The 11988-nt window shown below is 59.4% G+C and carries 10 protein-coding genes; 5 read left to right on the top strand and 5 right to left on the bottom strand.

Annotated features, from left to right (window positions below; genetic code table 11):
* Nucleotides 1–63 precede the first annotated feature (63 nt).
* Entirely contained in the window at nt 64–990 is a 927-nt protein-coding gene (locus ABTV87_RS13615) for a LysR family transcriptional regulator (protein ID WP_433899750.1), read from the bottom strand.
* Nucleotides 991–1230: 240 nt separating this feature from the next.
* Here ABTV87_RS13615 and ABTV87_RS13610 point away from each other — a divergent pair, with 240 nt between their 5' ends.
* From ABTV87_RS13610 to ABTV87_RS13595, 4 genes are all read left to right on the top strand, one after another.
* Nucleotides 1231–2667 carry an NAD-dependent succinate-semialdehyde dehydrogenase gene (locus tag ABTV87_RS13610; RefSeq protein WP_007955129.1) on the top strand — a complete coding sequence of 479 codons (1437 nt, stop codon included), beginning with the start codon at nt 1231–1233 and terminating at the stop codon, nt 2665–2667.
* 11 nt (nt 2668–2678) lie between these two features.
* Nucleotides 2679–3011 (top strand): carboxymuconolactone decarboxylase family protein, encoded by a 333-nt coding sequence (locus ABTV87_RS13605; RefSeq protein ID WP_433899749.1) that lies wholly within the window; start codon nt 2679–2681, stop codon nt 3009–3011.
* Entirely contained in the window at nt 3012–4013 is a 1002-nt protein-coding gene (locus ABTV87_RS13600; RefSeq protein ID WP_433899748.1) for an NAD(P)H-quinone oxidoreductase, read from the top strand.
* A 107-nt stretch (nt 4014–4120) separates the two neighbouring features.
* A complete protein-coding gene (locus ABTV87_RS13595; protein WP_007955136.1) occupies nt 4121–4588 on the top strand; it encodes a hypothetical protein in 468 nt (155 codons plus the stop codon).
* Nucleotides 4589–4715: 127 nt separating this feature from the next.
* Here the strand turns inward: ABTV87_RS13595 and ABTV87_RS13590 are convergent, their stop codons facing one another.
* Both ABTV87_RS13590 and ABTV87_RS13585 read right to left on the bottom strand, forming a co-directional pair.
* Nucleotides 4716–7805, bottom strand: coding sequence for an efflux RND transporter permease subunit (locus ABTV87_RS13590; protein WP_433899747.1), 3090 nt, complete (start codon nt 7803–7805; stop codon nt 4716–4718).
* Nucleotides 7802–8911 carry an efflux RND transporter periplasmic adaptor subunit gene (locus ABTV87_RS13585; protein WP_433899746.1) on the bottom strand — a complete coding sequence of 370 codons (1110 nt, stop codon included), beginning with the start codon at nt 8909–8911 and terminating at the stop codon, nt 7802–7804. Before ABTV87_RS13585 ends, ABTV87_RS13590 begins: the two co-directional genes overlap by 4 nt.
* Nucleotides 8912–9101: 190 nt before the next feature.
* Here ABTV87_RS13585 and ABTV87_RS13580 point away from each other — a divergent pair, with 190 nt between their 5' ends.
* Nucleotides 9102–10562: an efflux transporter outer membrane subunit gene (locus tag ABTV87_RS13580; protein ID WP_433899745.1), complete on the top strand. Its 1461-nt coding sequence runs from the start codon at nt 9102–9104 to the stop codon at nt 10560–10562.
* A 25-nt stretch (nt 10563–10587) separates the two neighbouring features.
* Here the strand turns inward: ABTV87_RS13580 and ABTV87_RS13575 are convergent, their stop codons facing one another.
* Both ABTV87_RS13575 and ABTV87_RS13570 read right to left on the bottom strand, forming a co-directional pair.
* A complete protein-coding gene (locus ABTV87_RS13575; protein ID WP_236190443.1) occupies nt 10588–11208 on the bottom strand; it encodes a TetR/AcrR family transcriptional regulator in 621 nt (206 codons plus the stop codon).
* A 126-nt stretch (nt 11209–11334) separates the two neighbouring features.
* Complete coding sequence (locus ABTV87_RS13570; RefSeq protein WP_221533847.1) at nt 11335–11931, bottom strand: TetR/AcrR family transcriptional regulator; 597 nt, start codon at nt 11929–11931, stop codon at nt 11335–11337.
* Nucleotides 11932–11988 lie beyond the last annotated feature (57 nt).

The raw sequence follows: 11988 nt of genomic DNA, 5'->3' as shown, positions 1-11988 counted from the left end.
CGATCATTGCGCCTCGGGAAGTTGCTTCATCGAGGCGCAAATACCTTTCTGCCCCGCAGTGTTTCAACCGATAAGTGCTTTGGCCGTGGCTGCCAGCTGACTGCCAACCTGATCTTTCAACGTTTCGATGAAACGCGTGATTTTTGCATCGACGAACTGTCGCGAGGTATAGACGGCATACACGTTACGCTCGTAGGTATGGTAGTCAGGCAAAACCCGCACCAGCTTGCCGGAGCGCAGGTCGTCGATGGCCGTGAACCCGGCCAGCAAGCCAATCCCGGCACCCTCTCGAATGGCAAGCGCCATCGCATCCATATCGTTGACGCTGAAACTCGGCCCTGTCGGGATAAATGTCGCGTCTCCCGCCTTGCTTTTGAGCTGCCACTCATCCCGCGCATAGTCCACCGTACCCAGCAGCAAACACTGGTGATCACGCAGATCTTCAGGCGTCTCAAGAGGCGCATGCCGGGCAAGGTAGTCTGGCGACGCCACCAGAACACAGTGGCTGACACCGATCTTTTGGCTGACGTACGCGGAATCGGGTAGCGCTCGGGCGATCAGAATCGAGACATCCAGTTGGTCTTCCAGCAGGTTTGGCATTCGTTGCGAAAGCAGTAAATCCACGTACACCTCCGGGAATTGCTGGCGGTACTCCAGCACGGCCCGCGTGACCAGATGCCGAGCCAGCCCGGGAACGCAATGCACCCGCAGTGTTCCCCGAGGCTCCAGCGCCGCATTGCTGGCTTCGGCTTCGGCACTTTCCAGATCAGCCAGAATTTTCGTGCAGCGCTCATAGAACCGTCGCCCCGCATCGGTGACCGACAGGCGCCGCGTCGAGCGCTGCAACAGTCGTGCGTCGAGCACGTTTTCAAGCGCAGATACAGCACGCGATACGTTACCGACCGTGGAGTCCAGATGATTGGCCACGGCCGTGAAACTGCCCATCTCGACAACCTTTATGTACACCGACATGTTCGAAAGCTTATCCATCGCGACCTTCCTGTGGATCTGGCGCACACCCGTGATAACCGCTTTTGTTCAGGATGCTACACGGTCGGCCCGCAGCCCGATATTACCTCTGCAGACAACAATGATTCCCTTTGGCCCGACTAAATCAACGGGCCCTCCTTCCATAGACTTGGTTGCACAAGCTTCCTGATCAGGCTTTGCAGTACAGCCCATCAGGCACCGAGCTTCATACGAATCTCACAACCAACTGAAGGCCACATCATGAAGACTTCCTACGATCCGCTTTATCTTTTCATCGGTGGTGAATGGCTCAACGCCGAAGGGCGCGAGACTGTCGCCGTCGTTAACCCGGCAACCGGCCGGGAAATCGGACGCGTCCCACTCTCCACCGCAGACGATCTTGATCACGCCCTGGCAGTGACTCGACTGAGCTTCGAGCAGTGGCGCCAGACCGTACCCGACAAACGCGCAAAAATTCTAAAACGTGCCGCCGACCTGATCCTCGAACGTGCACCGCAGATTGCTGCGCAGATGACCCTGGAGGAAGGCAAACCGCTGGGTGAAAGCCTGGATGAAGTGACCCGCGCGGCGGAGTATTTCGAATGGTTCGCCGAAAGTGCCCGGCGAATCGATGGCCGTGTGGTCCCGGCCAATCGACCAGGCGTGCTGCAACTGGTCAAACGCCAGGCCATCGGCCCGGTGGCCGCATTCACGCCCTGGAATTTCCCGGCCATCACCCCGGCACGCAAACTCGCGGCAGCGCTGGCTGCGGGTTGCAGCGTCATTCTCAAGCCAGGTGAAGAAAGCCCCTCCACAGCGCTGGCCCTGGCGCGTGCACTCGACGATGCAGGATTGCCCAAGGGTGTGCTGCAAGTGGTCTTTGGCGTACCGGATCAAGTGTCCAGCCATCTGATCGCCTCGCCGATCATTCGCAAAGTGACGTTCACCGGTTCGGTGCCCATCGGGCGCCTGCTCTCTGCACGAGCGGCTGAAGGCGTGAAGCCCATCACCCTCGAACTGGGTGGGCACGGACCGGTTCTGGTATTCGAAGATGCCGACATTGAAAAAGCCGCCATCGAAGGTGTCGCCAATCGGTTTCGCGGGACCGGGCAAGTGTGCATTTCATCCACTCGGTTTCTGATCCAGCGTGGTGCCTATCAAGCCTTCGTTGATCACTTTGTCGCTGCGACCCAAGCGCTGAGAATAGGTGACGGCCTGCATCCAGACACGCAGGTCGGCCCCCTGGCCAACCCAAGGCAATTGGCAAAAATGGAAGAACTGGTGGCCGATGCCGTCGAAAAAGGTGCGCGGGTATTGGTCGGTGGTGAAGCCTTGTCAGGCGAAGGCTACTTCTTCCAACCCACGGTTCTGGCGGATGTGCCGATGGATGCCCGCGTGATGCACGAAGAGCCTTTCGGCCCTATCGCCGTGCTGATGCCGTTCGATGAACTGGCAGATGGTTTGAAAGAAGCCAACCGCCTGCCCTACGGCCTCTCTGCCTATGCGTTCACCACCAGCGCTCGCACGGCCATTGACGTCGCGGACGGATTGGAGGCCGGGATGATCGGGATCAACCAATACCGCATCGTCGCTACCGAGCTCCCCTTCGGCGGGATGAAAGAAAGCGGTCACGGCTCCGAAGGTGGCATTGAAGGTATCGAGCACTATCTCACCCACAAATTCATCAGCCAGGTTTAAGGAGTTCGCCCATGTCCAAGCTCAATTTCAGCAGTCCTCGCGAAGCAGCGCGCGCGTTCACTCCGAAGCTGGCGCAATTCGTCGACTCGACGCTTTATCCGCACATCTGGAGCGATCCCGCGCTGTCCCCGCGCGACCGTAGCCTGATCACCGTGGCGGCATTGATTGCCGCTGGTCACTCGGAAGAGTTGCCTGCCCACTTACGCCGCGCGGCTGGCAACGGTGTAACCCAAGGCGAACTGGCGGCAGCGATCACGCACCTGGCTTTCTATGTGGGCTTCCCTGGCGCCATCACTGCTTCTGCTATTGCCAACGCCACGTTCAGCGAAACGGAGAACAACTGAATGAAAGCCATCAACATCAGACAATTCGGTGCGCCAGACGTCCTTGAACTCGTCGAAGTCGCCAATCCTGAAGTGCGGCCTGACGACCTGCTGGTACGTGTCTATGCCGCCGGGGTGAACCGTGCGGATCTGACGCATCGAACCGGTGGGTACGGCCATCCGAATTTCGGCGACTCGCTGATCATCGGCCTGGAAATCGCCGGCGAAGTGATCGGGAAAGGTAGCGCGGTGACGGGGTTCGAAGCAGGTGATCGAATCATGGGCGTGGTCGGAGGCGGTGCCTACGCCGAACTGGCACGCATCGATTACCGCATGGCCATGCACATCCCGGCGCAGCTTGACTATGTACACGCGGCGGCTATTCCAGAGGTCTTCGTCACGGCCCATGAAGCGATGATGCATCTGGCTCGGCTCAAGGCCGGCGATTTAGTGTTGATTCATGCGGCCGCCGGCGGCGTCGGGTCTGCCGCGGTGCAGCTGGCTTATGCCACGGGTGCCACGGTGTATGCGACGGCCGAAGGCAGCAAGTTGGCGCGTGTCGAGCATTTGGGCGCTGACGTGGCGATCGACTACAAGACGCAGGATTTCGCTGACGTAATCGCCGCCAAAACCCAGGGTCGCGGCGTCGATGTCATCATCGACTTTATCGGGGCGCCCTATTTCGCACGCAACATCGCATCCCTTGCAAAGGGCGGTCGCCTGGTTCAGGTGGGCATCCTCGGCGCAGGCGGCAACGTGACCGTAGCGCTGGAGGACATTCTTTACCGCCATTTGCAAATCATCGGTACGGTGATGAAGTCGCGTACGCAGCCGGAGAAGCACGACATGATCAAGCGCTTCCGCGAGCACTGGCTTGATCGCTTTGAAGGGGCCGGAAGCCTTGAGCCTGTCGTCGATAGCACGTTTGCGTTATCACGGGCTGCCGATGCTCACCGCCGAATGGAGTCTTCCGAGAACGTCGGGAAAATCATTCTGACGATGCAGCCTGAAGACTTGCTTTGAGTCTGGCCAAAACGGGGTGAAGACGCCTCCTGGAAAAATCGGCAAGACTATTTTGCTAACATCGCGCGCTCCAGCCCAATTGCACGAAGTAAACCGCAGGTATTTACATGTTCGACAGAAGCGATTTCGATCAACTATCGAGTGACCAGCAGATTTGTAGTGCTGCACGAAGTGAATATCGCGGTCTCTACTACGTCACCTATCCAAACGACGCCTTTCGATATTCTGAGTCGCAGGAGACCATCAGAATAACTCGCGCACCCAAACGGCATGGTGAAGACGGACTGAAATTCTGGCTCCAGGCGGAGTACCTGGATTGGCGACCTGAAAGTGACAGCCGTTTCCCGCAACACGTATCCGACGCCAAGTTTGAGAAAATCCCGGAAGCTGTTTTCAATCAGATGATTGTGGATCGGACGATTGATTTGATTGCTCCGCTCAAGCAACCGCTGCATGAGCCGACAGGTTTTGTCGGAGCGTTGTTGATGTACTCAATGAAGACGGATTTCATCGTTTCACTGTTCGCGGAGTATGAAGACGAGTACATCCATTTCCACTGGTACACGATTTCATAAGCTCTGGCACCAAGGGCTCACGCGGACGTTTCCGGGGTTTGGAAATGACGAGCCAATAGCGCCAGGCTGTTCACGTGCGCGGACAAAGAGGCCCGCCAGAACGGGCCTCGATTTCCTGCATTTATCGCTACATCGGTTTGACTATTGCAGCCCGCGCCCTGGCGTCGGGACCGATCTTGAACCAGATCGAGTACATCGCGGGCAGGAACACCAGCGTCATGACGGTGCCGACGAGCGTACCGCCAATCAGGGTATAGGCCAACGTCCCCCAGAACACCGAGTGTGTCAGGGGAATGAACGCCAGGATCGCCGCCAGGGCTGTCAACAGTACCGGTCGCGCACGTTGCACCGTGGCTTCGACGACAGCATGAAACGGATCCAGCCCTTCTTGCGCGTTGTGATGAATCTGACCGATCAAAATCAGCGTATTGCGCATCAGGATCCCCGACAGTGCAATCAACCCGACCAGCGCATTGATGCCAAACGGCTGATTGAAAATGAGCAGTGTCGGCACCACGCCAATCAAGCCCAACGGCGAGGTCAGGAACACCATGATCATCGCCGAGATCGAACGGACCTGCACAATGATGATGACCAGGGTCATGGCGATCATGATCGGCAACAACGGCAGGATCGCCTTGCCGGCCTTGCCGGACTCTTCGATCGCACCCGCCTGCTCGATCCGGTAACCGGAAGGCAGTTTCTCGATGATCGGCTGCAGTTGCTTCAGCAGCGCACTGGAAACGTCCGGTGGCTGCAAGTCTTCGGCAATGTCGCCGCGCACGGTGATGGTCGGGGTGCGATCACGCCGGCGCAGGATCGGATCCTCCATGCGCACATCGACCTCGCCTATCTGCGACAACGGGACACGCTGCCCCGCCGCACCGACCAAGGTGAAGCCTTCGATTTGCTGCGGATCGAGCCGTATATCGCCCGCTGCCCGCCCCATGATCTGCACTGAACGAATGTCCTCACGCACCGCCGTGATCGGTACTCCGCTGAGCAGGAATTGCAATTGCTGTGCTACCGCAGTCGATGTCAGCCCCACTGCCTGCAGACGATCCTGATCCAGGTTGAAATGCAACGATGGAGTCAGCGGCCCCCAATCGGTGTTCACGGTTCTCATCATCGGGCTGTCTTGCATCACACCCCGCACCTGCTCGGCGATCACGCGCAACTTTGCCGGATCAGGCCCCATCACCCGGTAGGCCACCGGAAACGGCGAGTAAGGACCAAACACAATCTGCGATGCCCTGAGGCGCGCCTCAGGGGCAAGCCCTTGAGCGACCGCGTCACGAAAACGCAACTTGAGGGTTTCCCGTGCCTCCTGACTGTCGGTCAGCACAACGATCTTGGCGAACGACGGATCGGGCAGCTCCGGCGCCATCGCCAGAAAGAAACGCGGCGCCCCTTGGCCAATATAGGCCGTGACGATTTTTGCCTCATCCTGCTGGCGCAGCCAGGCTTCGACCTTGGCGGCCGTGGCGCTGGTCTGCTCGATGGAAGTGCCGTAGGGCATTTGCACTTCGATCATGACTTCAGGACGGTCAGAGGTCGGGAAGAACTGTTTCTTCACCAGGCCCATACCCGCAGCGGCCACAAAGAACAGCACAATGACCATGCCCGCGACCAGCCATTTGCGGGCAATGACCCGGGTCAGAACCCGGCGGAAGCGGTTGTATCGCGGCGTGTTGTAGATCGCCGCATGTCCACCCTCCACCGCCTTGATATCCGGCAACAGTTTCACGCCCAGATAAGGGGTGAACGCCACTGCCACGACCCACGAAGCGATGAGAGCTATGCCAACGATCCAGAACATGTTGCTGGTGTATTCGCCGGCCGTGGACTGAGCAAAACCGTTGGGCAAAAAACCGATCGCCGTCACCAGGGTTCCGGACAGCATCGGCGCCGCCGTGTGGCTCCAGGCATAGGCAGAGGCCTTGATGCGATCGTAGCCCTCCTCCATTTTCACCACCATCATTTCAATGGCAATGATCGCATCGTCGACCAGCAATCCAAGCGCAAGGATCAATGACCCGAGGGTAATACGGTCGAAATTCTTGCCGGTGGCCGCCATCACCACAAACACGATCGCCAGGGTCAACGGCACCGCAGCGGCGACCACCACGCCAACGCGCCAGCCCATGCTCAGAAAGCAGACGAGCATGACCACCAGCAGCGCGACAAAGAACTTGACCATGAACTCGCCAACGGCGGAGTCGATATTCACTGCCTGGTCGGTGACTTTCGAGAGGGTCATACCCAAGGGCATTTCCTCGTTGATCCTGACGGTCTCGGCATCCAGCGCCTTGCCCAGATCAAGGCCGTTCCAGCCCTCACGCATCACCACTCCGAGCAACAGCGCCTCTTCGCCGTTATTGCGCACCAGAAAGGTGGCCGGGTCTTCGTAACCGCGTTCGACCGTCGCCACATCAGACAACTTGAGTGTCCGCCCCTGCACGATCACAGGGGTGTCGCGGATTTTTTGCAGCTTGTCGAACGCACCATCGAGGCGCAGAAAAACCTGTGGCCCGCTGGTGTCGATTGATCCGGCCGGGGTCAGTGCGTTCTGACTGTTCAGCGCGGCGAAGATGTCCTGCGGTGACAAGCCCAGGGTCGCCAACCGGTCATGCGAAAAGGAAACAAATATCCGTTCGGCTTGTTCGCCGATGATGTTGACCTTCTTCACCCCCGGCACATGCAACAGGCGCTGGCGCATGGACTCCGCATCGCGGACCAGCAGACGCTGCGGCTCGCCCTTGGCTTTCAGGGCGAACAGCGCAAAGGTCACGTCCGAATACTCGTCGTTGACCATCGGCCCGATGACGCCCGCCGGCAACTTGATCGCTTCATCGTCGAGTTTTTTACGCGCCTGATAGAACTCTTCCTGCACTTGCGAGGGCGGCGTGCTATCGAGCAACGAGACCATCGTGAAAGCGAGCCCTGGCCGCGTATAGGTTTCCGAGCGGTCGTACCATTTGAGTTCTTGCAGGCGTTTTTCCAGTGGCTCCGCGACCTGATCCTGCATCTCCTGTGCGGTCGCCCCCGGCCACGCCGTGATGACGGTCAACTGCTTGACCGTAAACGGAGGATCTTCGGCACGCCCCAGCTGGAAGAACGCCAGGGTGCCGGCAACGGCGATCAGGAAAATCAGAAAGACCGTGATCGAACGCTCGCGAACGGCGATGGCTGAAAGGTTGAATCGGCCCTCGCTCATGGACGACTCCCGGCAACGATCGCCGCATCAGGCACGGGCATTCTTACTGCTTCACCTTCGCGTAACAGGTGAGCGCCCAGCGCCACAATCTGTTCGCCGACCCCGAGATCGCCAGCGACTCGCGCCGAATCGTCGCTCAACCCCAGCACCTGAACCGGTCGCCAGGTCACGGTTGGCGGTGTGCCGGCGATGACCCACACGCCAGGACCTTGACCCGCGTCATAAAGCGCGGCGATGGGCACTTGTAACGACGCGCCAGGTGTCGAACCCTCGGCGATTCTGAGGGTGACAGTCGAACCTATTGGCGCATTGGCCAGCGCGCCTTCCAGTACATAGCGCGCCTCGAACGTACGCGTCGTGCGGTCCGCCGAATCCGAAAGCAACCTCAGTTTCGCGGTAACAGCACCCGAGGCGTCGCCATAGAGCGTGGCTTGCGCAGTGGATCCTGCTGCGGGGCGCAAGGTCTCGGGCAAGTGCACGATGGCCTCGCGCTGCCCTGCCCGCGCCAGTCGAACCACCGGTTGTCCAGGGCTGACGACTTGTCCGGGTTCGGCGAGTGTTTCCACCACAACGCCGTCGGCATCGGCAACCAGCACCGCATAACCGGAAGCGTTGCGGGCAACGTCCGCTTGCGCTTCAGCGGCGCTGAGTTGCGCCTTGGCGGTATCTGCGGCGGCTCTGATCTGATCGTAGGCCGATGCGGAAATGGCGCCGGCGCTGACCAGAGTGCGATAGCGGGCTTCGTCATCGGCTGTCTGCCTGGCCCGGGCCCGGGCGGCGGTGACCGACTCCTGCTGCGCGCGTGCCTGCAACCCCAGGTCGATGGGATCAAGCCGCATCAGCGGCTGACCGCGTTTGACGCTCTGCCCCGTGTCAACCAGACGCTCGAGCACCTTGCCCGAAACGCGAAACCCCAGGTCGCCCTGAATGCGCGCCGTCACCACTCCCGTGAAGGTGCGAGAACCGTCAGCCGCAGCCTGAACGGCGGTGAACCTGACCAGAGGCGCCTGTGTGCGCGGGTCTGCAACGGATGAGGAATCACCGCACGCCGCCAGGGCGAGTGGCAACAGGCATGCGGCAATGGGGGAAATTCGAAGCCGGCGCATAGGTTCACTTACTGAAATAGGATGATCATCATATTCTCATCTTTGTGACCAATATCGTCAACAGTCACATTAAATGAGGTATTCGACGCTCCAGTTTTATCATTTATGCCGTGATTGCCTTTTCAAGCCTTAATTGACACGCTGTGACCATTGCTTAATATGGTCACAAAAATCTCGTTAAGGAACGCCGATGCCTCCCCTGCGCCCGATTGCTCTTTTGGTTAGCGCCAGCCTCATGGCAGGTTGTGCGGTGGGTCCGGATTACCATCGTCCAGACGCCCCGCTTTCAGATCATTACCTGGCGCGGTCTGCTGTCGAACCGCGATCCGGATCGACACCGGACAGCCTTGCCGCCTGGTGGGAAAGCTTTAACGATCCGCTACTGAGCAACCTCATCGACCAGGCCTTGCAGCAGAATCTGGACCTTGCACAGGCATCAGCGCGCGTCACCCAGGCCAAGGCCGGCCTGGGCGCCGCCAATGCAGCACTGCTGCCCTCGGCGAACATCAGCGCACAGGCGGCACGCGCTTATCAGTCCGTCGAGACGCCACTGGGCCAGGTGTTGAATTCAACACCCGGCTATGACCGTTACGGCAATGCCTACGAGGCCAATCTCGAGGCGGGCTGGGAAGTCGATGTCTTTGGCGGACTGCGCCGCGGGCGTGAGGCGGCACTGGCTGAGTATCAGGCCTCAGCAGCCGGTTTCACGGCGACGAGGTTGGCGATCGCTGCGCAAACGGCCGATATCTACATCACCCTGCGCGGATTACAGGCGCGGCTGGACATCGCCAACCGGCAAGTCGATACTCGGCGCGCGTTGCTGGAAAAGGTCCGGTTGCTTTACGGCAAGGGTCTGGCCGCGGAGTATCAGGTGCGCCAGGCCGAGGGTGAGTTGTCGCAAGTCCAGGCGACCGTTCCGGTACTGCAAAGCGGTCTGGAGGCAGCCATGAATGCGATGGACGTGCTGCTCGGCACGCCTCCCGGCACTCACCGCACGCAACTGGCACGTGAGGGCGAGATTCCCGATGTGCCGTCGCTGACTGCGCTGGGTACACCGGCAGATCTGCTGCGGCGCAGACCGGATCTGATCGTGGCCGAACGCCGTCTCGCGGCCTCCAACGCGCGTATCGGTGAAGCGATTGCCGAGTACTACCCGAAATTTTCCCTCAGCGCCTTGCTGGGCAGCGCGACAGCCGTATCCGGTGGCAATCTTTTCACTGGTGGCGCAAGCCAGTCTGCCGGTGTCTTGGGTTTGCGCTGGCGGCTTTTCGACTTCGCACGCATCAACGCCCGGATCGATCAGGCCAAAGGTCAGGAATCAGAAGCATTGGCGGCCTATCGCCAGTCGGTACTGCGTGCCACCGAAGATGTAGAGAACGCGGTGTCCTCACTGGTGAATCGGCAAGCCCAGACCACCACCCTTACCGGCGGCGAAGCCGCGCTGACTCAAGCTCGCCAGTCCTCGTTCACCGCCTATGAAAAAGGCACCGCGAGCCTGATTGATGTCCTGCACGCCGACGAAACACTGTTGCAGGCCTCCGACGCCAGAGCGCAGGCGCGGACGGAATCGGCCCGTGCGGCGGTGGCGGTATTCAAGTCACTTGGTGGTGGCTGGCAACCCACTGAATCACAACCTGTAGCGGCACGCTGAGCAGCACCACCAGATCGCTTTCAGGTCAGGGCATCAGGCTGCGCAAAATGAGGTTCGAGGTCAGCGTGGGCGCTACCTCGATAAAATCGAGATTGTGCTGCAGCAGCAACGGGTTGACGAAGGGACGCAGAGCCAGATGAATCGCCTCGACGGTCTCGTCCAGCGGAGTCTTGCGCTCGAACTCTCCGAGCTCTCGCCCTTCACGCACGATGTCGAAAATAAAGCGCTTGATCTGCTCCTCATACACCTGAGCACTTGGCCAACGCTCCGCTGCCGAGAATGCCGCGATGTCGTAAAGCTTGCGATCATTGAAGAACAGGTCCACACCCGTGGCAATCACGGTCTTCACCAGCCGGCGGAAACGCTCGGTCGGCGAAATCCCCTCTGCGTTAACAGCCTGTTCGACCGCTGCAACCATTTGCCCCAGACAATTTGAGCAGATCGCTTCGCCGATCGCCTGTTTGGAATCAAAGAATTTATAGATGTACGCCTTGGAAAAACCGATGGCCCTGGCCAGATCGGAAACCGTGGTTTTGCCATAGCCGTATTGGCTGAAGTGTTCATTGGCTGCCGCGACAATCTGATCACGAATGTCGTGATCGACTGGGCCACGTGGGCCGGGCGAAGATATGGATGGCTGATTCATGGGCGTAGCTTACTCAGCCTGTCGAGGTCTTACAAATCGTGACCAACAGAGTACATATTTCACGAAAAACCGGCTGGCTGAAAACGGGCTGACGTTCAAGTCATCGAACAGGGCGGATCAGTCCTTCTACAAGGTTTCTACTTCATCGACCGGCAACACCGGCAATGAAGCAAACATTTCGGCGCGGCATACCTCAAGGATTTCATCCGCCAGGGCGGAATCATCCGGACAGGCGCGTGACAAGACAATTGCGCCGACCGCACGCGACAGCAGGTCGATCATTTTCTTTCTCCCCTCGCCCTCCCCAGCATCCGGCCCTGTCGGATATTTTTCCCCCAGAGTTTGCAGGGTGCGTTCAATGCCTTCGGCAAACGTGGCTTTCACATCGTCCGACTGACGCGCCGCGTCGCCACACAGTGCGGCCATCGTGCAACCGCTGCCGCGTCCGTCGCGATGTTCTCTGTTCACATAGACGTTGATGAAACCGGGAACATCGAGCGCCTGGGCGCCGGTCAACGATTTGCCGAGACTGCAGGCCGAAGCTTCGGCCATCAGGTCGGCCTTCGACCCGAAATGCTTGTAGAAGCCCCCATGGGTGAAACCGGCAGCCGCCATGAGATCCGCCACACCGACGCCGTCAAAGCCACGCTCACGGAACAGCTCTGAGGCCGTCTCAACGATGTGTTCTCGATTGGCCTGCGCCTGGGCCTTGGTCACTCTCACGTGCAATACCTCGTGTTCAGCGGGATTTCCTGCGTCCGATGATACATAGATGTTGGC

Origin of the sequence: Pseudomonas sp. PSE1(2024) (genome assembly GCF_050990555.1) — a bacterium.
Taxonomy (GTDB): domain Bacteria; phylum Pseudomonadota; class Gammaproteobacteria; order Pseudomonadales; family Pseudomonadaceae; genus Aquipseudomonas; species Aquipseudomonas aphyarum.
The sequence above is the reverse complement of the archived record's forward strand: the minus strand, read 5'-3'. Positions and strand labels throughout refer to the sequence as shown.

What these genes read in the sequence shown, in the direction of transcription:
- ABTV87_RS13615 (WP_433899750.1), bottom strand. Translation starts at nt 990, where the DNA reads ATGGATAAGCTTTCGAACATGTCGGTGTACATAAAGGTTGTCGAGATG.
- ABTV87_RS13610 (WP_007955129.1), top strand. Translation starts at nt 1,231, where the DNA reads ATGAAGACTTCCTACGATCCGCTTTATCTTTTCATCGGTGGTGAATGG.
- ABTV87_RS13605 (WP_433899749.1), top strand. Translation starts at nt 2,679, where the DNA reads ATGTCCAAGCTCAATTTCAGCAGTCCTCGCGAAGCAGCGCGCGCGTTC.
- ABTV87_RS13600 (WP_433899748.1), top strand. Translation starts at nt 3,012, where the DNA reads ATGAAAGCCATCAACATCAGACAATTCGGTGCGCCAGACGTCCTTGAA.
- ABTV87_RS13595 (WP_007955136.1), top strand. Translation starts at nt 4,121, where the DNA reads ATGTTCGACAGAAGCGATTTCGATCAACTATCGAGTGACCAGCAGATT.
- ABTV87_RS13590 (WP_433899747.1), bottom strand. Translation starts at nt 7,805, where the DNA reads ATGAGCGAGGGCCGATTCAACCTTTCAGCCATCGCCGTTCGCGAGCGT.
- ABTV87_RS13585 (WP_433899746.1), bottom strand. Translation starts at nt 8,911, where the DNA reads ATGCGCCGGCTTCGAATTTCCCCCATTGCCGCATGCCTGTTGCCACTC.
- ABTV87_RS13580 (WP_433899745.1), top strand. Translation starts at nt 9,102, where the DNA reads ATGCCTCCCCTGCGCCCGATTGCTCTTTTGGTTAGCGCCAGCCTCATG.
- ABTV87_RS13575 (WP_236190443.1), bottom strand. Translation starts at nt 11,208, where the DNA reads ATGAATCAGCCATCCATATCTTCGCCCGGCCCACGTGGCCCAGTCGAT.